The sequence below is a fragment of the Kitasatospora sp. NPDC096147 genome (assembly GCF_044763225.1).
Lineage (GTDB): Bacteria > Actinomycetota > Actinomycetes > Streptomycetales > Streptomycetaceae > Kitasatospora.
In genome coordinates, this window is sequence record NZ_JBIWFX010000006.1 from 243,170 (window position 1) to 268,032 (window position 24,863).

17 protein-coding genes and 1 pseudogene are annotated in these 24,863 nt (G+C 72.7%); 7 read left to right on the plus strand and 11 right to left on the minus strand.

All coding sequences use genetic code 11. From position 1 onward, the window contains the following. Nucleotide 1: 1 nt before the first annotated feature. From ACIRBX_RS21365 to ACIRBX_RS21390, 6 genes and pseudogenes are all read right to left on the minus strand, one after another. A complete protein-coding gene (locus ACIRBX_RS21365; protein WP_402298631.1) occupies nucleotides 2-928 on the minus strand; it encodes a DUF4097 family beta strand repeat-containing protein in 927 nt (308 codons plus the stop codon). A 199-nt stretch (nucleotides 929-1,127) separates the two neighbouring features. Continuing rightward, complete coding sequence (locus ACIRBX_RS21370) at nucleotides 1,128-1,307, minus strand: DUF6104 family protein (protein WP_345290039.1); 180 nt, start codon at nucleotides 1,305-1,307, stop codon at nucleotides 1,128-1,130. A gap of 46 nt (nucleotides 1,308-1,353) precedes the next feature. Beyond that, nucleotides 1,354-3,225: a serine/threonine-protein kinase gene (locus ACIRBX_RS21375; RefSeq protein ID WP_402298632.1), complete on the minus strand. Its 1,872-nt coding sequence runs from the start codon at nucleotides 3,223-3,225 to the stop codon at nucleotides 1,354-1,356. A gap of 170 nt (nucleotides 3,226-3,395) precedes the next feature. Next, nucleotides 3,396-7,133 (minus strand): annotated as a pseudogene (locus ACIRBX_RS21380) (multifunctional oxoglutarate decarboxylase/oxoglutarate dehydrogenase thiamine pyrophosphate-binding subunit/dihydrolipoyllysine-residue succinyltransferase subunit). Between the two features lie 223 nt (nucleotides 7,134-7,356). Then, nucleotides 7,357-8,571, minus strand: a complete 1,215-nt coding sequence (locus ACIRBX_RS21385) for a sensor histidine kinase (protein WP_402298633.1) — start codon at nucleotides 8,569-8,571, stop codon at nucleotides 7,357-7,359. An 85-nt stretch (nucleotides 8,572-8,656) separates the two neighbouring features. After that, nucleotides 8,657-9,391 carry a response regulator transcription factor gene (locus tag ACIRBX_RS21390; protein WP_345290044.1) on the minus strand — a complete coding sequence of 245 codons (735 nt, stop codon included), beginning with the start codon at nucleotides 9,389-9,391 and terminating at the stop codon, nucleotides 8,657-8,659. A gap of 529 nt (nucleotides 9,392-9,920) precedes the next feature. Here ACIRBX_RS21390 and ACIRBX_RS21395 point away from each other — a divergent pair. Continuing rightward, nucleotides 9,921-10,607, plus strand: coding sequence for a rhomboid-like protein (locus tag ACIRBX_RS21395; RefSeq protein ID WP_402298634.1), 687 nt, complete (start codon nucleotides 9,921-9,923; stop codon nucleotides 10,605-10,607). 199 nt (nucleotides 10,608-10,806) lie between these two features. Here ACIRBX_RS21395 and ACIRBX_RS21400 read toward each other — a convergent pair whose 3' ends face one another. Next, nucleotides 10,807-11,532 carry a hypothetical protein gene (locus tag ACIRBX_RS21400; RefSeq protein WP_402298635.1) on the minus strand — a complete coding sequence of 242 codons (726 nt, stop codon included), beginning with the start codon at nucleotides 11,530-11,532 and terminating at the stop codon, nucleotides 10,807-10,809. A 133-nt stretch (nucleotides 11,533-11,665) separates the two neighbouring features. On the opposite strand from ACIRBX_RS21400, the gene lon reads away from it, so the two are divergent. From lon to ACIRBX_RS21415, 3 genes are all read left to right on the plus strand, one after another. Next, the gene (gene lon / locus ACIRBX_RS21405; protein ID WP_402298636.1) at nucleotides 11,666-14,059 is read left to right on the plus strand and encodes an endopeptidase La; all 2,394 of its coding nucleotides are present in this window, start codon (nucleotides 11,666-11,668) and stop codon (nucleotides 14,057-14,059) included. A gap of 528 nt (nucleotides 14,060-14,587) precedes the next feature. Further along, nucleotides 14,588-16,021, plus strand: a complete 1,434-nt coding sequence (locus ACIRBX_RS21410) for a hypothetical protein (RefSeq protein WP_402298637.1) — start codon at nucleotides 14,588-14,590, stop codon at nucleotides 16,019-16,021. A gap of 52 nt (nucleotides 16,022-16,073) precedes the next feature. Continuing rightward, nucleotides 16,074-16,592, plus strand: a complete 519-nt coding sequence (locus ACIRBX_RS21415; protein WP_402298638.1) for a GtrA family protein — start codon at nucleotides 16,074-16,076, stop codon at nucleotides 16,590-16,592. A gap of 71 nt (nucleotides 16,593-16,663) precedes the next feature. Here ACIRBX_RS21415 and ACIRBX_RS21420 read toward each other — a convergent pair whose 3' ends face one another. Beyond that, nucleotides 16,664-17,704: an ABC transporter permease gene (locus tag ACIRBX_RS21420; RefSeq protein WP_402298639.1), complete on the minus strand. Its 1,041-nt coding sequence runs from the start codon at nucleotides 17,702-17,704 to the stop codon at nucleotides 16,664-16,666. A 96-nt stretch (nucleotides 17,705-17,800) separates the two neighbouring features. On the opposite strand from ACIRBX_RS21420, the gene ACIRBX_RS21425 reads away from it, so the two are divergent. After that, entirely contained in the window at nucleotides 17,801-18,274 is a 474-nt protein-coding gene (locus ACIRBX_RS21425) for a MarR family winged helix-turn-helix transcriptional regulator (protein ID WP_402298640.1), read from the plus strand. Nucleotides 18,275-18,411: 137 nt separating this feature from the next. Next, the gene (locus ACIRBX_RS21430; protein WP_402298641.1) at nucleotides 18,412-19,941 is read left to right on the plus strand and encodes an MDR family MFS transporter; all 1,530 of its coding nucleotides are present in this window, start codon (nucleotides 18,412-18,414) and stop codon (nucleotides 19,939-19,941) included. Nucleotides 19,942-20,018: 77 nt separating this feature from the next. On the opposite strand, the gene ACIRBX_RS21435 is transcribed toward ACIRBX_RS21430, so the two are convergent. Continuing rightward, nucleotides 20,019-20,258, minus strand: a complete 240-nt coding sequence (locus tag ACIRBX_RS21435) for a hypothetical protein (protein WP_402298642.1) — start codon at nucleotides 20,256-20,258, stop codon at nucleotides 20,019-20,021. 19 nt (nucleotides 20,259-20,277) lie between these two features. Next, the gene (locus tag ACIRBX_RS21440; protein ID WP_402298643.1) at nucleotides 20,278-21,450 is read right to left on the minus strand and encodes an anion permease; all 1,173 of its coding nucleotides are present in this window, start codon (nucleotides 21,448-21,450) and stop codon (nucleotides 20,278-20,280) included. Nucleotides 21,451-21,813: 363 nt separating this feature from the next. On the opposite strand from ACIRBX_RS21440, the gene ACIRBX_RS21445 reads away from it, so the two are divergent. Beyond that, the gene (locus ACIRBX_RS21445) at nucleotides 21,814-23,427 is read left to right on the plus strand and encodes an NlpC/P60 family protein (RefSeq protein ID WP_402298644.1); all 1,614 of its coding nucleotides are present in this window, start codon (nucleotides 21,814-21,816) and stop codon (nucleotides 23,425-23,427) included. Here ACIRBX_RS21445 and ACIRBX_RS21450 read toward each other — a convergent pair. Next, nucleotides 23,417-24,721 carry an ion channel protein gene (locus ACIRBX_RS21450; RefSeq protein ID WP_402298645.1) on the minus strand — a complete coding sequence of 435 codons (1,305 nt, stop codon included), beginning with the start codon at nucleotides 24,719-24,721 and terminating at the stop codon, nucleotides 23,417-23,419. The two genes, ACIRBX_RS21445 and ACIRBX_RS21450, sit on opposite strands and share 11 nt — an antisense overlap. Nucleotides 24,722-24,863 lie beyond the last annotated feature (142 nt).

The following is a 24,863-nucleotide window of genomic DNA, read 5'->3' on the forward strand; positions in this document are numbered from 1 at the left end:
GTCAGCCCTCCTGGGCGGGGTCGGTGTCGGTGCCGGCGGTCGGGGCCTCGGCGGGGGCGGCGGGCAGCTCCTTGGTGAAGCGCACCTGGCCGTCCTCGCTCTCCGGGCGGCGCAGCACGGTGACGGCGCCGGAGACGGTGTTCACCTGGAGCCGGCCGGTGCCGGAACCCAGCTGGCCGGAGAGCTTGCGGGTGCCCCAGCCGCCGCCGATGGTCAACTCCTCGAAGGTGCTGGAGAGTTCGCCGCCGGTGGAGCCGGCCTCGACCTTGGCGTCGGCAGCCGAGGGCAGCCGGACGGCGACCGGGCCGCTGACCGTGGCCACGTGCAGGTCGGTCGGGGTGGTGGCGTCCAGGTCGAGCGTGACGGAGCCGCTGACCGACTTGGCGTGCAGCTTCTCGCCGCTGCCGGCCACCACGGTGAGGTGCCCGGAGACGGTGTTGACCCTGAGCTCGCCGGCCACCGACTGGGCGTTCACGTCGCCGGTCACCGACTTCACGTCGGCCCGGCCGCTCAGGTTGACCAGGGTGGTCTCACCGCTGGCGCCCTGCACGCCGACCTTGCCGGCCACACCGGAGACGGTGGTGTCGGCCGAGACCGACCCGATCTTCACCTCGGCGGCGGCCGGGACGGTCAGCGAGACCACCGCGCGGCGCTTGCGGCGCAGGCCCTCGAAGAAGGTCTTCACCTTCTCCACCGACTTGGCCGACTCGGTCACCTCGCTCCACGAGAGGTCCTTGTAGGTGACCGTCAGCACGCCGTCCTCCAGCGAGACCAGCAGCGGGTCTCCCTCCAGCTCGGCCACCTCCAGCCGGGCCGGGCCGTCGGCCGCGACCACGTTCACCGCGCCGGCCACCACCCGGACCTGGAGCACGTCCAGCGGCTCCTCGAAGGTGATCTTCTCCGGCCCCTCGACCGTCCACTTGCCCATGGTTCCGTCCCGCCTCCCGCTCGTCGGATACGCGATGTATCGCGTCCCCCCTGAACAACACGATATATCGCGTAGTGCCGAAGTCAAGGACGACCGGGCGCTCTCCGGGTCGGGTCAGGGTCATCCCCCAGGAAGCCGTACGGGCCCGGACGGCCGCAGCCGTCCGGGCCCGTACGGGTCCCGAGGGGGAGTTCCGAGGTCAGTCCTCGTCCTCGTCGTCGAGCCGGGCCAGCCAGGTGGCCAGCCGCTCGACCGGGACCTCGAAGTCCGGGTTGAGGTCGACGAACTCACGCAGCCGGTCGGCCAGCCACTCGAAGCTGACCTCCTCCTCGCCGCGCCGGTTCTGCAGTTCCTCGATGCCTCGGTCGGTGAAGTACACGGTGAGCTCTCCGGTGCGCTGGGAAATCCGATCCGGTCAGAATAGGTCAGGCCAGCCGGTAGTAGTCCATGGAGATCGCCACCGGCCCCTTGTCGGTCACCGAGATCACCCGCACCACCGCGACCTCCATGCTGGTCCGGGCCCGGACGCAGAAGCTCCGGCCGGCCGGCAGCTCGTCGTAGCGCAGCTCCTTGACCGGCTCCCGGTCGATCGCCGCCGAGCAGTTCTCCGGGGTCAGCGCGGTGCCGGAGGGCGCGATGTAGGCGTCGCTCTCCGAGGGCATCTGGAACTCCTCGCTGCCGTGGCCGATCCACCACTTGGTGGTGTAGTTGGCCACCACCTTCCCGGACTTGATGTCGAAGTCGTAGGAGGTGCTCGGCGAGCTGAGCTCCCGGCCGGTGTACACCGGCGTGTACTTGGTGCCGGTGACGCCGGAGGGCTTGGCCGAAGGTGACGCGTCGTCAGTACCGGCGGTGGTGGCCTTCGGCGAGGAGCTCTTCTCGGCGGACGGCGTGGGCGTGGGCGTGGGCGTGGGGGAGGGCGACGGCGACGGCGATGCCGAGGAGGCCGAGTCGCCGCCCGGGGTACGGGCACCGGCCGCCCTGGCGCCCGCGTCCTTGTCGTCCTCCTTGAACTTCAGCACCAGCACCACGCCGCCGACGGTGGCCAGCAGGGCCGTCACCGCGACGGTGGTGAGCAGGGTCTTCCAGGACACCCCGCGCCGGTGCGGCGCGGCCGGGGCGCCCGGCCCGCTGACCACCGGGCCGGGCGGCGGGGTGTCGTGCAGCCGGTCGTGGCCCGGCTGCGGGGTCGGCGGGAGCACCGGACCGGTCACCACCTCGCTGGTGGGCTGCACCGGGCCGAAGGCGCCGGGCGGCGGGCCGACGGGGTGCCCGGCCGACGGCGGCTGCTGCGGCGGGGGCGGCACGACCGGGCCCGCGCCGGTGGCCAGGACGGTGGCCGGCGGCAGCGGGGGAGCGATCGGCAGCGGGGTGGGCGGGGTCCGGGGCAGGTCGGAGCGGCGGGTGATCTCGGTGCTGACCTCCGAGGGGAGCCAGTCCTCGCCGAACCGCAGCTGGCCGCCGACCGCCGGGTGGTTCCGGGCGAAGTCGATGATCTCCGCCGGGCTCGGCCGGTCCTCCGGCCGCTTCGCCAGGCAGCGCAGCAGCAGCTCGCGCAGGGCCGTCGGCACGCTCTCCAGATCCGGCTCCTCGTGTACCACCCGGTACAGCACCGCGGTGTCCGGGCCCTCGCCGAATGGCGGCGCGCCGCCCGCCACGTACGCGGCCAGCGCGCCGAGCGCGAAGACGTCGGTGGCGGCGGTGACCGGGCTGCCCTGGGCCTGCTCGGGGGCCATGAAGGCGGGGGAGCCGATCCGGAAGCCGGTGCCGGTCAGCGCGGTGGCGTCGGCGGCCCGGGCGATCCCGAAGTCGATCACCCGGGGGCCGTCGGCGGCGACCAGCACGTTGGCCGGCTTGAGGTCGCGGTGCACCACCTGCACGCTGTGGATCGCCTGGAGCGCCTCGGCGATGCCGCCGAGCAGCAGCAGCACGGTGCGCACCGGCAGCGCGCCGTGCTCCCGGGTGACCTGCTGGAGCGAGGGGCCGGGCACGTACGCGGTGACCAGCCAGGGCGCCTCGGCGTCCGGTCCGGAGTCGATCACCTGGGCGGTGTACAGCCCGTGGATCCGCTGGGCGTTCAGCACCTCCTGGGCGAACCGGCGGCGGAACTCGGCGTCCTCGGCGAACTCCGGCCGCACCACCTTCAGCGCCACCGGCCGTCCGCCCGGGGTGTACGACAGGTAGACCCGGCCCATGCCGCCGGCGCCGAGCCGGGCGTACAGCCGGTAGCCGCCGACCTCCCGGGGATCGTCGGCGGCCAACGGCTGGAAGACCGGCGGCAGGTGATCGGTGGTCATGCGGTGGCTCCCCCTGATTCGGTGACGACCATACGGTAGTGACCTGCGGAGGTTTCGCCCAACGCCCCGTCAGTTTGGTTACTCAGAAGAGACGTTGGGGACGCCCGAGGGCCCCGCCCGCCGCCGGAGCGGTGAGCGGGGCCCTCGGGGCCGTGCGTACTGACCGGGGGTCAGATGGTGAAGATCTCCTCCAGCAGCGCCTGCTGCTCGGCCGCGTGGCGCTTGGCCGAGCCGACCGCCGGGGCGGAGGAGGCGGTGCGGGCGACCCGGCGCAGGCGGGCGGCGCCCGCCGAGCGACCGATGACGACCTGGAGGTGGTCGACCAGGTTCATGGCGATGAACGGCCACGCGCCCTGGTTGGCCGGCTCCTCCTGGGCCCAGATGAACTGGACGTCGTCGCCGTAGCGGGCCAGCTCCTCCTGGAGCTCGGCGACCGGGAGCGGGTAGAGCCGCTCCACCCGGACGATGGCGGTGTCGGTGATCCCGCGCTCGGCCCGGGCGGCCTCGATGTCGTAGTAGAACTTGCCCGCCGTGATGACCACCTTGCGGACGTTCGCCGGGTCGACGGTGGTGTCACCGATGACCGGGCGGAACGAGCCGCTGAGGAACTCGCTGGTGGCGGACGCCGCGGCCTTCAGGCGCAGCATCGACTTCGGGGTGAAGACGATGAGCGGCTTGTGGTGCGGGTTGTGCGCCTGCCAGCGGAGCAGGTGGAAGTAGTTCGACGGCAGGGTCGGCATCGCGACCGTCATGTTGTCCTGCGCGCACATCTGGAGGAAGCGCTCCGGGCGGGCGGACGAGTGGTCCGGGCCCTGGCCCTCGTAGCCGTGCGGCAGCAGCAGGGTGACGCCGGAGTGCTGGCCCCACTTCTGCTCGGCCGAGGCGATGTACTCGTCGACCATGGTCTGCGCGCCGTTGACGAAGTCGCCGAACTGCGCCTCCCACATCACCAGCGCGTTCGGCCGGGTGAGGGAGTAGCCGTACTCGAAGCCCATCGCCGCGTACTCGCTGAGCAGCGAGTCGTAGACGGTGTAGCGGGCCTGGTCCTCCGTCAGGTACAGCAGCGGGGTGTAGTCCTCGCCGGTGTTCCGGTCGATCAGCACCGCGTGGCGCTGGCCGAAGGTGCCGCGGCGCGAGTCCTGGCCGGCCAGCCGGACGGGGTGACCCTCCATCAGCAGCGAGCCGATGGCGAGGGTCTCGCCCATCGCCCAGTCGATGGTGTTGTCCTCGACCGAGGCGGCCCGGCGCTGGAGCTGCGGGAACAGGCGCGGGTGGACGGTCAGCCACTCCGGCAGGTTGACCTGCGAGGCGGCGATCCGCTTCACCATCTCCTCGGAGATGCCGGTCTGGATGGAGACCGGGAAGTCGGCGACCGGCTTGCCGTTGGTGGTGCCCTGCTGGGCGCCGGCGGCGTCGCGGACCTCGGAGAAGACCTTCTCCAGCTGGCCCTGGAAGTCCTGGAGCGCCTGCTCCGCCTCTTCCATGGTGATGTCGCCGCGGCCGATCAGGCCCTCGGTGTAGAGCTTGCGCACCGAGCGCTTCTTGTCGATCAGGTCGTACATCAGCGGCTGGGTGAACGACGGGTTGTCGGCCTCGTTGTGACCGCGGCGGCGGTAGCAGATGAGGTCGATCACGACGTCCTTGTGGAACGCCTGGCGGAACTCGAAGGCGAGGCGCGCGACGCGGACCACGGCCTCCGGGTCGTCGCCGTTCACGTGGAAGATCGGGGCCTCGATCATCCGCGCCACGTCGGTGCAGTACATCGACGAGCGGGACGACGCCGGGGCGGCGGTGAAGCCGACCTGGTTGTTGACCACCAGGTGCACGGTGCCGCCGGTGCGGTAGCCGCGCAGCTGCGACATGTTCAGGGTCTCCGCGACCACGCCCTGGCCGGCGAAGGCCGCGTCGCCGTGGATCTGGATCGGCAGCACCGGGAAGGTGGTGCCGCCCTGGTCCAGCACGTCCTGCTTGGCGCGGACGATGCCCTCGACCACCGGGTCGACCGCCTCCAGGTGGGAGGGGTTGGCGGCCAGCGAGACCTTGATGGTCTCCCCGTCCAGACCGGTGAAGGTGCCCTCGGAGCCCAGGTGGTACTTGACGTCGCCGGAGCCGTGCATCGACTTCGGGTCGAGGTTGCCCTCGAACTCGCCGAAGATCTTGCCGTACGGCTTGCCGACGATGTTCGCCAGCACGTTCAGGCGGCCGCGGTGGGCCATGCCGATGACGGCCTCGTCGAGGCGGTGCTCGGCCGCCGCGTCGATGGTGGCGTCCAGCAGCGGGATGAGGGACTCGCCGCCCTCCAGGGAGAACCGCTTCTGCCCGACGTACTTGGTCTGCAGGAAGGTCTCGAACGCCTCGGCCGAGTTCAGCCGGCGCAGGATGCGCAGCTGCTCCTCGCGCTCCGGCTTGGTGTACGGCTTCTCCAGGCGCTCCTGCAGCCACTTGCGCTGCTTCGGGTCCTGGATGTGCATGTACTCGATGCCGACGGTGCGGCAGTAGGTGTTGCGCAGCAGGCCGAGGATGTCGCGGAGCTTCATCATCTTCTGGCCGCCGAAGCCGCCGACCGCGAACTCGCGCTCCAGGTCCCACAGGGTGAGGCCGTGGTTGGTGACGTCCAGGTCGGGGTGCTTGCGCTGCTTGTACTCCAGCGGGTCGGTGTCGGCCATCAGGTGACCGCGGACCCGGTAGGAGTGGATCAGCTCCATGACGCGCGCGGTCTTGTTGACCTCGTCGTCGTGGGTGGTGGCGACGTCGGTCGCCCAGCGCACCGGCTCGTACGGGATGCGCAGCGACTCGAAGACCTCGTCGTAGAAGTCGTTCCCGCCCAGCAGCAGCTGGTGGATCGACCGCAGGAACTCACCCGAACCGGCGCCCTGGATGACGCGGTGGTCGTAGGTGGAGGTCAGCGTCATGGTCTTGGAGACGCCGAGGCGGGCCAGCGTCTCAGGGGCGGAGCCCTGGAACTCGGCCGGGTACTCCATGGCGCCGACGCCGACGATGGTGCCCTGACCCTGCATCAGGCGCGGCACGGAGTGCACGGTGCCGATGCCGCCGGGGTTGGTCAGCGAGACGGTGACGCCGGTGAAGTCGTCCATCGTCAGCTTGTTGGCGCGGGCCCGGCGGACGATGTCCTCGTAGGCCTGCCAGAAGCCCAGGAAGTCGAGGGTCTCGGCCTTCTTGATGGCCGCGACCACCAGCTGGCGGTCGCCGTTCGGCTTGACCAGGTCGATGGCGAGGCCGAGGTTCACGTGCTCGGGCTTCACCAGGTAGGACTTGCCGTCCTCCACCTTGTAGCTGTAGTTCATGCCCGGGTTGGCCTTGACGGCCTGGACCAGGGCGTAACCGATCAGGTGGGTGAAGGAGACCTTGCCGCCACGGGCGCGCTGCAGGTGGTTGTTGATGACGATGCGGTTGTCGATCAACAGCTTGGCCGGCACGGCGCGGACCGAGGTCGCGGTCGGCACCTCCAGCGAGGCGTCCATGTTGGTGGCGACGGCCTTGGAGGGCCCTCGCAGCACGACCAGCTCCGGGCCGGTCCCGTCGGCGGCGGCGGGCGCGGCGGCCGGGGCGGCGGCCTTCGGCGCGGGCGGCGCGGCGGGTGCTGCGGCGAGCGGCGCGGGCGCCGGCTGGACCGGCGCGGCCGGTGCAGCGGGGGCGGGCGTCGCCGGAACGGCAGCAGGGGCAGGGGCGGCAACGGCGGTCGGCGTGGGGCCGACCTGGGTCGCGGCCTGGGTCACTGGAGTCACCTCGGTACCGGGCTTGTAGTCGGCGAAAAAGTCTCACCAGGCTCGGTCGACCGAGTTGGGATCCTGGAGGTACTGCTGGTAGATCTCGTCGACGAGCCACTCGTTGGGGCCGAAGCCAGTGGAGCTTGCCGAGCTGACGGGGGTTTCAGGGTGTGGCGACACGGGCAAACCGCCCTCTTCCGCTTCCTTTTGGGATGGTGGACAGCGGGGATTAAGGCTACGCCTACGATCACAGATCGCGCAGTCCCCCAGGGCCAGGCGTCGCCCAGATCACAGTGCCGACCGGTAATTTGGCCGGAAACGTGCGTTAGAAAGTTCCAACACTGGGGAACCGATCGCCTCCCAAATGGGTGGAAATCCCCTCCGAACAGGACAATACCGCAGGTCAGCGCGGTGCGGTCCGATCTGACGCAGTCGCGGCCTCCGCGCCAAGGTCCCAGTTCTGTGACAACTCGGCCGGAGCCGCCGGGCCGCCGGGCAGGGTGACCACGATCCGGCAGCCCCGGGAGGCCTCGGCCACGCCGATCCGGCCGCCGTGCAGGTCGACCGCCCAGCGGGCGATGGCCAGGCCCAGACCGGTGCCGCCGTCCGAGCCGGGGCCCTGGGAGGTGGCGGAGCCGCTGCGGCCGAAGCGTTCGAAGACCCGGTCGCGGTCCTGCGCCGGGATGCCCGGGCCCTGGTCCTCGACCTCCAGCACCAGCGCGCCGTCCGACTCCCCGGCCCGGGCCCGGACGGTCACCGTGCCGCCGGCCGGGGAGTGCTTGCAGGCGTTGTCCACCAGATTGGCCACCACCTGGTGCAGCCGCTCCGGATCCGCCCAGGCCGACAGCCCGGCCGGGCTGACGTCCAGGGCCAGCCGGACGTCGTCGCGCCGCCCGTGGGCGCCGGCGGCGGTGGAGCCGTCCACCGTCACCCCGCGCAGCACGCCGGCCAGGAAGGGGCTGACCTCGAACGGGCGGGCGTCCAGCGGGACCACGCCGTCGTCCAGCTTGGAGAGGTCCAGCAGGTGGGTGACCAGGCGGCCGAGCCGCTCGGTCTGCTCCAGCGCGGCGCCGAGCGTCTTCGGGCCCGGCTCGACCACGCCGTCCACCACGTTCTCCAGCACGGCGCGGAGCGCGGCGATCGGGGTGCGCAGCTCGTGCGAGACGTTGGCCACCAGCTCCCGCCGGTGGCGGTCTGCCGCCTCCAGGTCGCCGGCCATCCGGTTGAAGGTCGCGGCGAGCTCGCCGATCTCGTCCCGGGAGTTCACCTCGACCCGGATGCTGTAGTCGCCCTCGGCCATCGCCCGGGCGGCGGCCGTCATGTCGCGCAGCGGCGCGGTGAGGCCGTGCGCCAGGAACTGCATGAAGAGCAGCGAGGCGATCATCGAGAAGATCATGATGATCCGGATCTGGGTCTCCGACCGGATCGCGACCACCACCATCAGGCTGGCCAGGAAGACCGAGACGATCACCAGCAGGGTGAGTTTGCCCTTGATGGACCGGACCGGGTCCAGCGGCCGGACGTCGTCCCAGAGCCGGCTGGCGGCCCGGCTGGCCAGACCCCTGGGGTCCTCGTGGTGGTGCTGCGCGGTGCGCTTGCGCTGTTGTGGGAAGGTCATCTCGTCCCTGCTCGTCCCCCCGGGTGCTCCTCGGCCGGTGCGGCGCGGCCAGGACCCCCCGGTCCCGGCGCGACCGTGCTCCCGGTCAGGAGAGCGGTGCCTCCAGGGCGTACCCGACGCCGTGGACGGTGCGGATCCAGCTGGCGCCGATCTTCCGGCGCAGCGCCTTGACGTGGCTGTCCACGGTGCGGGTGCCGGACGCGTCGGTCCAGTCCCAGACCTCGGCCAGCAGCTGCTCGCGGGTGAGCACCGCGCGCGGCTGGGCGGCCAGGCAGGCCAGCAGGTCGAACTCGGTCGGCGTCAGGTGGACGTCACCGGTGCCGATCCGGACCCGCCGCTGCACGTGGTCGATCTCCAGGTCGCCGAACCGCAGGCTGCCCAGTGCGGGCGTCCGGGCGGCCTGCTGGGCCCGCTCGACCCGGCGCAGCAGCACGTTCACCCGGGCCGCCAGCTCGCGCATCGAGAACGGCTTGGTCATGTAGTCGTCGGCACCGACCCCGAGGCCGACCAGCAGGTCGGTCTCGTCGTCCCGGGCCGTCAGCATCAGGACCGGTACCGGGCGCTGGGCCTGGATGCGCCGGCAGACCTCCAGGCCGTCGAAGCCGGGAAGCATCACGTCCAGCACCACCAGGTCCGGCTGCCAGGTGTGGAAGCCGTCCACCGCGCCGGGCCCGTCGTGCGCCACGGCCACCTTGAAGCCCTCGGCCCCGAGCCGGGCCGCGATGGACTCCGCGATGGTGGGCTCGTCCTCCACGACGAGCACCCGTCGCTGGGTGCCCACCGCGCTGTTGTTGTTGGTCTCCTGCTGAATCTCTGTCACGGTCACGCCACCGCCCCCAGGGCTGCGGCCCGGCTGCCTGTGGGGACAGCGGGGTCCGCTCGTAGTCGTCTTGTGTTCCGTCGGCGGGCCCGTGCCGGGCCCGCGAAAACCACCCGGACCGTCCGCCGAGGTCGCGGGTCCGGAAAGGGTACGCAGGTGTGGACCGCGCACCGTTTCCGCTCTGGTCGCAGCGTACGTACGCCGCGAGCATCCCGGCAGGTGAACCGGGCACAACCGGCCTTCCGACCAGCCTCGACCCGGGCCGGGATGCGGCACGGGGCGATACCTTACCCGCCGAAAATATCGCCCGTAACGGTGCGTATGCCGTCGAAGGGATGGCAGACTCCTGAACGGGTTTGCTACTGGTCCGTAGGCGGAGGGTTGGTCCGGACCAACGGTTCGCGCGGTCCGGTCCGGGTTCTCAGCGGGCTCTCAGCAGACTCTCAGACCATGGAAGTACCGTGGGCATTCTGCGAAGAGCCGTGAGCACGACAAGTCACATGGTGGCACGAGTGGAGCGGAGGACGGAATGGCCGATCGCCGGTCGAAACTGTCCGTCCGGCTGCGCAGCGCGCTCCCCACGCCCCGCCGCAACCCCTTCGCGCTCGGCTACCTGGCGGTGCTGCTCGGCACCACGCTGTTCGCCCGGTTCGGCGACCCGGTGGTGGTGGAGCGGCTCCAGGGCTACTCCAGCTCGGATGCCCACAATCTGCTGAGCCATCCGGTCGGATCGCTGCTGCTGAGCGGGATCTGGGTGGCCGGACCGGTCTGGATGCCCTACTTCTGGGCCTTCGCCGTCACCGTGGCGCCGCTGGAGCGGCGGGTCGGCGGGCTCCGGGCGGCCGGGGCGTTCGCCGCCGGGCACGTGCTGGCGACGCTGCTCTCGCAGGCGGTGGTGCTGGCGGCGGTCGCGGCCGGGCGGCAGGACGGTGCCGCGCTGGACGGGCTGGACATCGGGGTGAGCTACGGCGTGTTGGCTTCCTTGGGGGCGCTTGCCGGGCTTCTCACGCTTCCCGGGCGCCTCTGTGCGCTGGCGGCGGCGGGTGGCCTGATCGGCCATCAGTTCCTGGACGAGACCGACCTGGTGACCGGGGTCGGGCACCCGGCGGCCCTGCTGGTGGGCGTCGCCCTCTGGCCCTGGCTCCGGCGGACCGGCGGGCGCGGGCCCGGCCTGGCGCGGCGGCCGCAGCGGCGCCTGGAGCCCTCGGAGGCCTGAGGCGGGGCCGCTGAACTCCTCCGTGGGGTGGGCCCCGTCGGCGTGCGGATCCGCCGGGTGGGCCTGCGGGCACGGCAGCGGGCCTGTCGGTCGGGCGCACGCGCTGCGGTGGTCCTGCTGTGGGCGGTCACCGAGGCAGCCGGCTCGCCTGCTCGCCGGGGCGCCTCCACTTCGCGCCGGGGGCCTGCCGTGCCGCGCTTCAGGGGAGTCGGTGCCGGCGGGCGAGATCGGCGAAGACCGGGCCGGTGGCGGCGGAGAGGTGGACGGTGCCCCGGGTGGCCGTGGCGCAGTCGCCGTCGGGGGTCTCCAGCAGCTCGGGCGGGCTCCAGTCGCCCGGCAGTGCGGCGCAGGCGGCGAGCAGCGAGCCTCGGACGTCCGCAGTGTCCAGCCAGGTCGGCCGGACCAGCGCGGTGGGCCCGTACGGCGACTGTCCCGGGGTGACGGCGGCGTCCGGGGCGAGGGTGGCTGCGAGCGCGGCGCCGAGGCGTCCGGCGAGTGCGCGGGCCGACGGGTCGTCAGGAGTGGGGGCCTCCACGGTGACCAGCAGCCAGAGCGAGAGGTAGTCGATCAGCTCGCGCACCGCCTCCTCCTGTCCGGGGGCGGGCGGGGTGCCGGTCAGCTGCTCCGGGGCGGCCGGGTCGCGGCCGAGTTCGGCGTAGAGCAGCGGGCGCCCGTCGGCGTCGTCGAGCCGGGCGAAGGGTTCGCCGTCCCAGACCTCCAGCGCGGTCAGGTCCAGGCCGAGCTCGGCCGCCGGGCCGGCCAGGACCGTCCGGACGGCCCGTTCGAACGGGCCGCCGGGGTGCGGGGCGGCGAGCAGCAGGCCGTCGCCGTCCTCGGCCAGGGCCCGGGCCCGGAGGGTGGCGGGAAGGCTGCGGGGGTCCGGGAGGTTGACCCGGATGCCGAACTCGGTGGGTTGGATTTCCACGTTCGGCACTCTGGCGCACCGCCCCCGCCTGGGGCAATGCCCTGATCGCTCAGAGCGAACAAGAGCCGGGGAACATTCGGGGCTCACCGAACCTTAGTCAGGTCAACTCAACTTCACTGACTGGGGAGAGATCATGGCATCGACGTCCACTCCGCTCACCCTGCCCGTGCTCCCCCTCGACGACGAGGTCGTGCTCCCCGGCATGGTGGTCCCGCTGGACCTGAAGGACACCGAGGTGCGCGCCGTCGTGGACGCCGCCCGGGCCGCCGTCTCCGGTGGGGCCAAGCCGCAGGTGCTGCTGGTGCCCCGGCTGGACGGCACGTACGCGTCGGTCGGCACGCTGGCCACGGTCGAGCAGGTCGGCCGGCTCTCCGACGGCGATCCGGCCGCGCTGGTCCGGGCCGTCCGCCGGGTCCGGATCGGTGCCGGGACGACCGGCCCCGGTGCGGCGCTCTGGGTGGAGACCAGCACCTTCCACGAGTCGGACGCCGGCCTGCCGGTGGCCGGGCGGGCGGCCGAGCTGGTCAAGGAGTACAAGGCGCTCTCCACCCACTGGCTGCGCAAGCGCGGCGCCTGGCAGGTGGTCGACCGGGTCTCGCAGATCGACAAGGTCGGCGAGCTGGCGGACAACATCGGGTACGCCCCCTTCGTCACCGCCGAGCAGAAGCTCAAGGTGCTGCTGGAGTCCGACCAGCTGGCCCGGCTGGAGTACGCGCTGGTCCTGCTCCGCGAGCACCTCGCGGAGGAGGAGGTCAACGACACCATCCGCAAGGACGTCGAGGAGGGCGTGGCCAAGCAGCAGAAGGAGTTCCTGCTCCGCCGCCAGCTGGAGGCGGTCCGCAAGGAGCTCGCCGAGCTGAACGGGGACCCGGCCGACGAGGAGGGCGACTACCGGGCCCGGGTCGAGGCGGCCGAGCTGCCCGAGAAGGTCCGGGAGGCCGCGCTCAAGGAGGTCGACAAGCTGGAGCGCTCCTCCGACCAGTCGCCCGAGGGCTCCTGGATCCGCACCTGGCTGGACACCGTGCTCGAACTGCCGTGGAACGTCCGGACGGAGGACTCCTACGACATCAACGGCGCCCGCGCGGTGCTGGACGCCGACCACGCCGGCCTGGCCGACGTGAAGGACCGGATCGTCGAGTACCTGGCCGTCCGCAAGCGCCGGGCCGACCAGGGCCTCGGCCAGATCGGCGGCCGGCGGGGCGGCGCGGTGCTGGCGCTGGTCGGCCCGCCCGGGGTCGGCAAGACCTCGCTCGGTGAGTCGGTGGCGCGGGCCATGGGCCGCGAGTTCGTCCGGGTGGCGCTCGGCGGCGTGCGGGACGAGGCGGAGATCCGGGGCCACCGGCGGACCTACGTCGGGGCGCTCCCCGGCCGGATCGTCCGGGCGGTCAAGGAGGCCGGCTCGATGAACCCGGTGGTGCTGCTGGACGAGATCGACAAGGTCGGCTCGGACTACCGGGGCGACCCGGCGGCGGCCCTGCTGGAGGTGCTCGACCCGGCGCAGAACCACACCTTCCGGGACCACTACCTGGAGGTCGAGCTCGACCTCTCCGACGTGGTCTTCCTGGCCACCGCCAACGTGCTGGAGGCCATTCCCGAGCCGCTGCTCGACCGGATGGAGCTGGTCCGCCTGGACGGCTACACCGAGGACGAGAAGGTCACCATCGCCCGGGACCACCTGCTGCCCCGTCAGCTGGAGCGGGCCGGGCTCAAGCCCGAGGACGTGACGGTCGGCGAGGACGCGCTGCGCAAGCTGGCGGGGGAGTACACCCGGGAGGCGGGCGTGCGCACCCTGGAGCGCTCGGTGGCCCGGATCCTGCGGAAAGTCGCGGCCGAAGCCGAGCTGGGGTCGCGGGAGCTCCCCGCCGCCATCGGAGCCGAGGACCTGCGGGCGCTGATCGGACGGCCGCACCACACCCCGGAGGCGGCCCAGGAGCCGGCCGAGCGGCGCACCGCCGTGCCCGGCGTCTCCACCGGCCTGGCGGTCACCGGTGCGGGCGGTGACGTCCTCTACATCGAGGCCTCGCTGGCCGATCCGGAGACCGGCTCCACCGGCCTGACCCTGACCGGGCAGCTGGGCGACGTGATGAAGGAGTCCGCGCACATCGCGCTCTCCTACCTGCGCTCGCGCGGCGCGGAGCTGGAGCTGCCGGTGACCGGGCTGCGGGAGCGCGGCATCCACCTGCACGTCCCGGCGGGTGCCGTCCCCAAGGACGGGCCGAGCGCGGGCATCACCATGACGACGGCGCTGGCCTCGCTGCTCTCCGGGCGGAAGGTCCGGCCGGAGGTGGCGATGACCGGTGAGGTCTCGCTGACCGGGCGGGTGCTGCCGGTCGGTGGCATCAAGCAGAAGCTGCTGGCGGCGGACCGGGCCGGGATCACCACGGTGATCATCTCCAAGCGGAACGAGCCCGACCTGGACGACCTGCCGGCCGAGGTGCTGGAGCGGCTGACCGTGCACACCGTCTCCGACGTGCGGGAGGTGCTGGAGCTGGCGCTGGAGCCGGCGGCGGTGCCGGTCGCGGTCTGAGGTGACGTCAGGGCCCCGGCGGGGTGCGGCTCGTGGAGCCGTGGCCCCGCCGGGGCCGCCGCACGGGCGGGGCGGGTGCCGTGCGCGGCTCGGGGTGCCTCGGTGTCCTGGAGCTCCGGCGCGCTGCGGCTGTGGGTCGGGGGTGGGGCCGGGGCGCGTGCGGCGGACCCGGGTGCCCTCGGTGCGGGAGGGGATCCTCCGCCTCGCGCAGTTCCCCGCGCCCCTGACGGCGCCTTCGGCGCCGCTGCCTCGCGCCGCTGGTCCGGGACTTCGGCGCGTACCTGACCGGCCCGTGAGACGGCTCTTGTGTGACGGTCCGTCAGCACGGCAGGATCGCTCGCCATGGACCGCCACACGCACCTGAGCCGTCGACTCGCCGTCGACCTGGCCCGTGCGTGCTCGGCCATCTGTCACCGCGCGCTCTGAATCGCGCGGTGCCCTCCCGCCCGGTCGACCGCCGGGCCCACCTCACGTCCCACCGGGCGGAGTGCACCCCTGCCGTGCCCCTCCTCCCGGAAACGGACTCCCATGCGCCTGCGCACCCGCGCCGCCGTGCTCGCCACCGCCGCGCTGCTGCTCTCCGCCCACACCCCGGCCCACGCGGCCGAGCGGTTCGCCCCGCTGCCGCCGGCCAACCCGTACGCGGGCCCGCCCGGCACCGCGACCATGCACGGCGACACCGGGTCCTCCGACGCCACCGCGCTGCCGGGGCCGGGCGCGGGCACCCTGAGCTCGCACCGGACGGCGCTGGCCTCCGCCTGCCCGACCGTGCTGGTCGGCGCGGACGGGTACCCGGTGGCGCTCTGCACCGAGATCTTCGGCCGGACCCCCACCGTCCACCTGCTCGACCCGGCGACCGGCGGCTCGCTGGCCGAGCTGGGCCTCGCCAAGGGCTCACTGCTCGGCGGCGTCTACGCCTACCTGGACCACCGGGACCGGCTGGTGGTGGTGGACGGCAACCGCGACCTGCTGCGGATCGGCCACCGCCGCACCGCCGCCGGCTGGCAGCTCGCGGTGGACTCCCGGCTGCCGCTGGCCGGGGCCGTCCCGGCGGGCGACGCGGTGACGGGGCTCTCGCCGGACTGGCGGGGCCGGGTCTGGTTCGCCACCGGCGGTGGCGTGGTCGGCACCGCCGACGACGAGGGCACGGGCGCCGTCCGCACCCTGGCCCTGCCGGCCGGCGAGCGGATCGCCAACTCCATCTCGACCGCCCCCGAGGGCACCGCCGTGGCCACCACCCACGCCACCTACCTGCTCACCGCCGGTCCGGACGGGACCCCCGAGGTGAGCTGGCGTCAGGCGTACGACCGGGGCCCGGGCCGCAAGCCCGGCCAGCTCAGCTGGGGCACCGGCTCCACCCCGACCTTCTTCGGCCCGCGCACCGGCACCGACTACCTGACCGTGGTCGACAACGCCGCCCCGACGGTGAACCTGCTGGTGTACCGGACCTCGGACGGCGGGCAGGTCTGCTCGGTTCCGGTGCTGAAGTCGGGCGGCAGCGGCAGCGAGAACTCCCCGGTGGCGGTGGGCAACGCGGTCTTCGTCGCCAGCACCTACGGCTACCCGTACCCGGCGCTGCCGGACGACGCCGGGCCCGCCGTGCCGTCCTCCGGGGCCTTCCGGGGCGGCCTGAGCCGGGTCGACGTCCGGCCCGACGGCAGCGGCTGCGACCTGCGCTGGGACAACCGCACCCGCTCGGCGGCGGTGCCCCGGCTGTCCACCGCCGACGGGCTGCTGCGCACCGTGCTGCGCGAGCCGGTGATCCCGGGCACCGACAGCACCTCGGCGCTGGACCCGTACCGCTACGCCGAGATCGACCCGGAGACCGGGCGCACCGTGCGGAGCGCGTACCTGGGCTCGGGCTTCCTGTTCGACACCCTGCAGATGGTCGGTTCGATCGCCCCTGGCCGGGTGGTGCTCCAGGGCACGGTGACCGGAGTCCTGCGGATCACGGCCGGGTAGCAGGGGGACGGCGCGAGTACCGGTGCCCCGACGGGCGTGCGAGACTTTCGAAATGCCGTCACCCACGCAACGGGCCCTGGCTCTGGTCCCGCAGGGGCTGCGACCGACCGTGGTCAAGCACCGCAAGCTGGTGAAGTTCCTGCTCGTGGGCGGGACCTGCTTCCTGCTCACCCTGGTGATCAACCTGACCCTCAAGGCCACGGTCCTGTCTGCCAAGCCGGTCGCCGCGCTGACCATCGCGACGGTGACCACCACCGTGGTCTCGTACCTGCTGAACCGCAAGTGGTCGTTCCGCGCGTACGGGCGGCAGCGCGAGGCGGTGCTGTACTTCGTGGTCAGCGCGCTGGCCATCGTGGTGAACAACATCCCGCTGGCGTTCTCCCAGTACGTGCTGGACCTGCGCGAGCCGCACCTCTCCGCCTTCGGCGAGGCGATGGCGGACTTCCTCAGCGGCATGATCATCGGCACCCTGCTGGCCATGGTCTTCCGCTATTGGGCGATGGCCCGGTACGTCTTCACCGATCGGCTGGACACCCGGCCGGTGCAGCCGTCCGAGCCCGAGCGGGTCTGACCCGCCCGTGACGACCCGGAGAGCCCGGCCCCCGCAGCGGGGGCCGGGCTCTCCGGGTCGTGCAGGACGGGTCAGACGGCGCTGGGCACCGGCTCCCGGCCGGAGCGCGGGCGGCGGGCCACCGCGTACAGCGTGACGCCGACGCCGACCAGCGCCCAGGCGACCAGGACCAGCAGCGGGACCAGCACGTTGCTGCCGCCCAGGTAGGCGATCGAGCGGGCCACGTCGGTACCGGCGCCGTTCGGGATCCAGGCGCCGATGGCCCGCCAGAACGGCGGCATCATCGGCGGCGGGAAGACGCCGCCGGCGCTCGGGTTGCCGAGCACCACGAAGATCAGCACCGCCACGCCGATGCCGACGATGTCGAACAGGCACTGCAGCGCCATGGTGATCGCCCCGACCGCGAAGACCACCAGGCTGCCCAGGCCGATCAGGGCCCAGCTGGAGCCGGGCAGCGCGTTCAGCACCGGGCCGATCAGCACCGCGCCGCCGATGCCGGCCGCCACCGAGTAGAGCGCCAGGGTGCCGAGCCGGATGGTGGCGCGCTTGAGGTTGGCGGGCCGGGAGCCGGCCGAGATGCCGAGGATCGAGGCGACCAGGTAGCCGCCGACGCACCAGCCGATCACCAGGTAGAAGGAGGACAGCCCCTCCGCGTCCCCGTCGGCCAGCGGGATGACGTCCTCGGTCTTCACCGTGCGGCCCTGGGTCTGGTCCACCGCGGTGACGATGGTCTCGGCGGCCCGGGAGGCGGCCGGGCCCCGGGCGTCGGCGACCAGCAGGGTGTCCTGGGTGGACGTGGGGTCGAAGATCCAGGCGGCGTAGACCTTCTGATCCCGGATCAGCTCCTCGGCCGCCGCCCGGTCGGCGGCGGTGGTGGCGCGCACCGCGTCGTTCGGCACCTGCTCCAGCGCGCCGGTCAGCTTGGGGCTGACCTCGGCCGGCGCGACCACCGCGATGGACAGCTCGTGCGGCTTCGGGTGGTGCAGGGCACCCACGTACGAGGTGATGAAGCCGAGCTGGAGCAGCAGCACCCCGAGCACGAGCAGGAAGGCGCGCGGTGTCACGGCGTCCTTCAGCTCGGTCGTGAAGCTTCGGCGGGCCTGGTCGGCCATCGAACCTCTCCAATCGCAAAGACGGGCAAAACGGATACTTCATATCATGAAACAGTTGCTGCTCACCGGAAGGCGCGACTGCGGGATACTGCTGCCATGGGTGCGAGCACAGCTGACGGGGTGACGGCGGACGCGGCGTTGGTCGCCGTGGAGCGCGAGATCGCCGTGCTGTTCCGGCGCGGCCGGGCCAGGGCGGCGGAGATGTCCCGCCAGGTGCACCCGGCGCTGGAGGGCGTGGCGTACAGCATGCTCGGCTTCGTGCTGGAGGCCGGGCAGGTCCGGCTGACCGACATCGGGCTGCACTTCGGGGTCGGCAAGCCGACCATCAGCCGCCAGGTGAAGGTGTTGGAGGAGCTCGGCCTGGTCACCCGGGAGACCGACCCGCTGGACCGGCGGTCCTCGCTGGTCTCGCTCACCGAGGACGGTGCGGCCCGCTACCTGGCCGCCCGCAGCGGCCGGCTGGACCGCTTCCGGGCGATCCTGGACGGCTGGGAGCCGGCCGATCTGGCCCAGCTCGGCGAGCTGCTCGGCCGGCTGAACGACGCCCTGGGCGAGCCCAAGATCGCCTGATCCGACGTAGTGCCACGGCGATGGCCGGTTCCGGCCCCCGTTGGTTGCCTGCTGCAACCATCGGGTCTTATGGTTGCCCAAGGCAACGATTCTCAGGCCGAAGGACCCTAATGAGCACAGCTTCCGACCCTGCACCCATGAGCCACCGTCAGGTACTGGAAGCCCTCTCCGGCCTCCTGCTCGGCCTGTTCGTGGCGGTGCTCTCCTCGACCGTGGTGGCCAACGCGCTGCCGCACATCCTGCACGACCTGCACGGCGGCCAGACCGCCTACACCTGGGTGGTCACCGGCGCGCTGCTCTCGCTGACCGCCGCCACCCCGATCTGGGGCAAGCTCTCCGACCTGGTCAGCCCGAAGAAGCTGGTGCAGGCCGCCCTGGTGATCTACATCGTCTCCTCGGCGCTGGCCGGGCTCTCGCAGAACACCGGCCAGCTGATCGCCTGCCGGGTGCTCCAGGGCATCGGGGCGGGCGGCGTCACCGCACTGGCCCAGATCTGCCTGGCCGCCATGGTGCCGCCGCGCGAGCGCGGCCGGTACAGCGGCTACTTCGGCGCGGTCTTCGCCCTCGCCACCATCGGCGGTCCGCTGATCGGCGGCGTCATCGTGGACACCGACTGGCTGGGCTGGCGCTGGTGCTTCTACCTCGGCGTGCCCTTCTCGCTGATCGCCATCGCGGTGCTGCAGCGCACCCTGCGGCTGCCGGTGGTGAAGCGCCAGGCGAAGATCGACTACCTCGGCGCGCTGCTGATCACCGGCTCGGTCAGCCTGCTGATGATCTGGATCACGCTGGCCGGCGACAGCTACGCCTGGCTCTCCTGGCAGACCGCCGCGATGGTCGGCGGTGGGCTGGCACTGGCCGGTCTGTTCGTGTGGGCGGAGAGCCGGGCGGCCGAGCCGATCGTGCCGCTGGACCTCTTCAAGCACCGCACGGTGACACTGGCCTCGATCGCCAGCGTGCTGGTCGGGGTCGGGATGTACGGCGCCACCACCTTCCTCAGCCAGTACTTCCAGCTGGCCCGGAAGGAGTCCCCGACCATGGCCGGGCTGCTCACCCTGCCGATGATCCTCGGCCTGGCGCTCTCCTCCACCGTGGCCGGCAAGCTGATCACCCGGTACGGCCGCTGGAAGGCCTACCTGGTGGCCGGGGCGGGCCTGCTCACGGTCGGCTTCGCGCTGCTCGGCACCGTCCGGGACGACAGCTCCTACGGCCTGCTGGCGGCCGGGATGGCGGTCACCGGCGTCGGCCTCGGCCTGACCATGCAGAACCTGGTGCTCGCGGTGCAGAACACCGTGCCCCGGCACGAGCTCGGCACCGCCTCCTCCACCGTCACCTTCTTCCGCACCATGGGCGGCGCGATGGGCGTCTCGGCGCTCGGCGCGCTGCTCTCGCACCAGGTGAGCCAGCACCTGGACGACAGCCTGGCCGCCGCCCACCTGCCGACCGGTGCCACCGGCGGCGGCATCCCGGACCTGAAGACGCTGCCCGCCCAGGTGGTCCCGATGGTCACCGACGCCTTCGGGCACGGCGTGGCCACCGTCTTCCTGATCTCCGCACCGTTCGCCCTGGCGGCCTTCCTGGTGGTGCTGATGATCCGTGAGGTCCCGCTGCGCACCGCCCAGCAGGACGTCCCGGCCGAGCCCCCGGCCCGGCAGCCGGTCGGGAACTGACGGAGCGTACGACGAAGCCCCCGGGTCCGTTGGCGGACGGACCCGGGGGCTTCGTACTGCTCGGAGTGCGCTCCTCGCTAGGCCGCGATCAGGTAGAGGCCGTAGCCGACCACCGAGGCGCAGGCCGCGAAGCAGAGGCCGGCGGCCCCGAGGGCCACGGTGCCCTTGGCGGAGCCGGCGTCACCGGACTCCAGGGCGGCCTCCCGGCGGGAGAGCGCCATGATGCCCAGGGAGAAGACCACCACGGTGGCCACGGTGACGGCGAAGCTGATGCCGGCGGTCTCGGCCAGGGCGGCCCACTTGATGCTCATGCTCATGGTTCGGTCCCTTCCGGACTCAGGCGGCGACGGTGGTCGCGGCGGGGGTGGCGGGCTGTCCGGCCGGGACGCCGACCGGGGTGACGTCGCCGACCTCGTTGACGTTGCCGGCGTGCACCGGCTGGCGGCGGGAGATCACGTACATCGCGGCCGAGCCGATCACCAGCGCGGCGCCGACCAGCACGACGCCCCAGGTGCCCTGGTCCGCCAGGAAGGCGGCCACGCCGCCGACGGTGGCGGCGGCCGGCAGGGTCAGGCCCCAGGTGTAGATCATGCGGCGGGCCATGCCCCAGTTGACCTCGGCCTTCGGGCCGCCGAGGCCGGCGCCCATGATGCCGCCGGAGCAGACCTGGGTGGTGGAGAGGCCGTAGCCCATGTGCGAGGAGGTCAGGATGACCGTGGTGGCGGCGGTCTCGGCGGCGAAGCCCTGCGGCGCCTGGATGTCGGTCAGGCCCTTGCCCATCGAGCGGATGATCCGCCAGCCGCCCATGTAGGTGCCGATCGCGATGGCCGCACCGGCCGAGACGATGACCCAGGTGGGGGGCAGCGCGCCCTTGGGCAGCGCGCCGGCGGAGACCAGGGTCAGGGTGATGATGCCCATGGTCTTCTGCGCGTCGTTGGTGCCGTGGGCCAGCGAGACCAGCGAGGCGGAGGCGATCTGGCCGGCCTTGAAGCCCTTCTCGGTGCTCTTGGCCTTGCCGTTGCGGGTGATCCGGTACGCCAGCTTGGTGGCGCCCCAGGCGGCCAGGCCGGCCACGATCGGGGAGGCCACGGCCGGGATCAGGATCTTGGAGACCACGGTGCCGAAGTTGACGCCGTTCAGGCCGACCCCGACCACGGTGGCGCCGATCAGGCCGCCGTACAGCGCGTGCGAGGAGCTGGACGGCAGGCCCTTGAGCCAGGTCAGCAGGTTCCACAGGATCGCGCCCACCAGGGCGGCGAAGATGATCGAAGGCTGGATGCCGGCCTTCTCGTTGACGATGCCGCCCGAGATGGTGGTGGCGACCTTCACCGAGAGGAACGCCCCGGCGAAGTTCAGGACGGCCGCGATGGTGACGGCGACCTTCGGGCGGAGGGCTCCCGTGGCGATGGAGGTGGCCATCGCGTTGGCGGTGTCGTGGAAGCCGTTGGTGAAGTCGAAGGCGAGCGCCGTGATGATCACAACGGCCACCAGGAACGTGATGTGTTCCATAACCCAAACAATCGTCGTAGTTGTCGTACTGACGCTGGTGTCACGGGCGACCGTAGGGACGGATGGTGAACGGAAGGTGAACTGAGCACGGAGTCGTGGTTCCGAAGGTGGCCGGTGGGTTGCGGTCGCGCCGTGGAAGGGTGGAGATCAGGTCGCTGAGCAGTGATTCTGTCCCGGTTGGTCCGGTTCGGTCAGGGTTTGTTGAGAGGTGTCTCACATCCCGCGTGAGATCACGCTGAGAATTCACCGAACCGACCGGTAACCCTCTGTCTCGCGCAGGGGGGCGCGTGGCAGGATCGGGGGCGAATTGCCAGGGCTGAGCGGCCCGGCCGGGCGGCCGGGACCACGGGGGAGGGCGGGCAGATGCACGCTGGGGTGCGGACCACGGACAACGGCGTGCGGCCGTGGGTGCGCGCCGCCCTGCGCTGCGGAGCGCTGCTGGCGGTCGCCGCCCTCGCGCTGACCCCGGCCGGAGCGGCCTTCGCGGCTCCCGCCCCCACGCCCTCCGCCTCCGCCCCCGCCGGCTCCCCCGAGCAGCAGCTGGACGCCGCCAAGGCGGCGCTCGGTCCGATGCTGGACCGACTGCACGAGCTCTACCGGGAGGCCGAGGCCGCCACCGAGCAGTACAACGGCGCGGTCGCCAGGCTGGCCGACCAGCAGGCCGCGGTGGCCGACCTGAAGACCCGTCAGGACGCCCAGCAGGCGGCCGTGGAGGCCGGTGGCGACCTGGCCTCGCTGCTCGCCGCCGCCCAGTACCGCAACGGCAACGCCTCCGAGTTCGCCGAGCTGATGCTCGCCAAGGACCCGCACGAGGCCGTGGTGCTGGCCGAGCTGCTCGCCGCGGCCGGCCGCTCGCAGAGCGAGTTCCTGGACAAGCTGAAGGCCGACCGGGCCTCGCTGACCGTGCTCCAGCAGCTGGCCGAGGCTTCGCTGGCCCAGGCCCAGTCGCTGCTGGCCCAGCAGGAGACCGCCAAGGCCGACGTGGCCCGGCGGCTCGCCGAGGTCGAGCAGACGGTCAGCTCCCTGACGGGTGCCCAGCGCGCCGAGCTGGAGCAGCTGGAGAAGACCAGGGCGGACGAGGCGCAGCTGACCTTCCTGGCCTCCGGCGTACTCGGCAAGGGCGAGCGCACCCCCTCCCAGGCCGGGCGCAAGGCGGTCGCCTTCGCGCTGGCCCAGCTGGGCAAGGACTACCTCTGGGGCGGCACCGGCCCGGACAAGTTCGACTGCTCCGGCCTGACCTCGCAGGCCTGGCTGGCCGCCGGCGTGCGGATCCCCCGGGTCAGCCAGGACCAGTGGTCCCAGCTGGCCAAGGTGCCGCTCGACCAGATGCGCCCCGGCGACCTGGTGGTCTACTACGCCGGTGCGACCCACATCGGGATGTACATCGGCGGCGGTCTGATCGTGCAGGCCCCGCGCACCGGTGCGGTGATCAAGGTCTCGCCGGTCGGTGCGATGCCGGTGCTGGGGGCCGTCCGGCCCGACCCGGAGTCCGTCTCGGACGAGCAGGGCGGCGCCTGGAAGGTGCCCGACCTCCCCAAGGGCGCGGACGCGGTGACCCCGATCCAGCCCACCAAGCAGGAGAACCTCCCGCCGCTGCCGCCCGTCCCGCAGCCCGGTACCGGTACCGGCAGCACCCCGCAGCCCGGCACCGGTACGCCGTCGGGCTCCGGCACCCCGTCGGGCGGCGGCACGCCGTCCGGCTCGGGTACCCCGTCCGGTGGCGGCACCCCGTCGGAGGGCGGCACCCCCTCGGGCACGCCGTCCGGCTCGGGCTCGCCCTCGGCCACGCCGTCCGACTCGCCCACGGGGACGCCGTCGGGGAGCGGCACGCCGTCCGGCTCGGGCACCCCGTCCGGCAGCGGCTCGGCCAGCCCCTCGGCGGACGGCTCGGCCTCCGCCTCGGCCGGTGCCTCGGAGTCGGCGAGCCGGTCCGCCTCGGCCTCGGCCTCCGGTTCGGGAGCCTCCGCTACGCCGTGACCGGCTCCGACGCGTCTTCCGGGAGCTGCATCTCGGGGCGGCCGGTGACGATCAGCCAGGCCGGCAGGGCGGCCACGCAGAGCATCGGCAGCAGGGTGGTGTCCGGCACCAGCACCGCTGCCGTGAACAGGCTCATCCAGCCCTGCCGGGTGATCGCCATCAGCACCCCGAGGACCGCGCAGGTCACCGAGAGCGCGGGCGGCACCGAGTCGAAGAGCGCGCTGAAGGCGAAGCCGAGCGCCACGGCGGCGAACACGGCCGGGAAGATCCGGCCGCCCCGGAAGCCGCAGGAGGCGGCGATCACCAGCGCGACCAGCTTGACCACGGCCATCCCCAGCAGCGCGCCGAAGCCGTAGTCGGCGTACTCCAGGGCCAGCTCCTTGGCCTCGTCCAGGCCCTTGAAGAGGGTGAGGTGGCCGCCGAGCGCGCCCAGTGCACCGAGCACCAGGCCACCCACCGTCAGCATGGCCACCGGGTGCGGGATCTGACGGAAGGTCCGGTGCACCAGCGGGAAGGCGTAGACGGCGGCCAGCCCGAAGGCCGCGCCGAGCGCGCCCAGCACCAGGGACCAGCCGACGTCGGCCAGCCGGGCGCCGGGGTAGCCGGGGATCTTGACCGAGAACTCCTGGCCGACGATCAGCAGGGTGGTCATCGAGCCGGTGACGGCGGCGATCAGCGGGGCGAACAGCCGGTCCCAGAGCGCGCCCGGGCCGGGCAGCTCGGAGAGGATCAGGGCCGCCGCCAGCGGGGTGCCGAACAGCGCGCCGATGGTCCCGGCGGCGGCCAGGGCGACCCAGAGCGCGGCGCCGGTGGCGGGCAGGAAGCGGCGGCCGATCCAGTAGGCGAGCGCGATGTTGATCATCGTGATCGGGTTCTCCGGCCCGAGGCTCACCCCGCCCGCCAGGGCCAGGATGGTGGCCACCGTCAGGCCGGGCAGGATCAGCGGGGAGACCGGCGGGTCGACCAGGCCGGTGGTGGCCGGGTCGGGCCCGGCGTGGCCCGGAGCCTTCCAGACCACCAGGCCGACCGCGAGGCCGGTGACGGTGAGCACCACGATCACCCACCACGGGGTGAAGTCGCCGATCCCGAGACCACCGGGGATGACGTCCCAGAGCAGGGTGTCCAGCCGTTCGGCCACCGCGCTGATGGCCAGCAGGGTGAGCGAGGAGCCGATGCCGGTGAGGATCGCCGGGACGATCAGCGGGATCAGCTTGGCGGCCGGGGTGGCCGGCCGCTCGGTCAGCTCCCGGCCGACCGGCTCGACCGGCTCGGACTGGGGGGCGGTGTCGGACACGGCGGACCTCCGGATCAGGTGACCTGGTGTCAGATTAGGTGCGAATCCGACAAATCGGCCCACCTGGCCGGAGGTGTCGCCCCGTCAGGTCCGGACGGCTCAGGGTCCGGACGGCTCAGGGTCCGGGCGGCTCAGGCTCCGT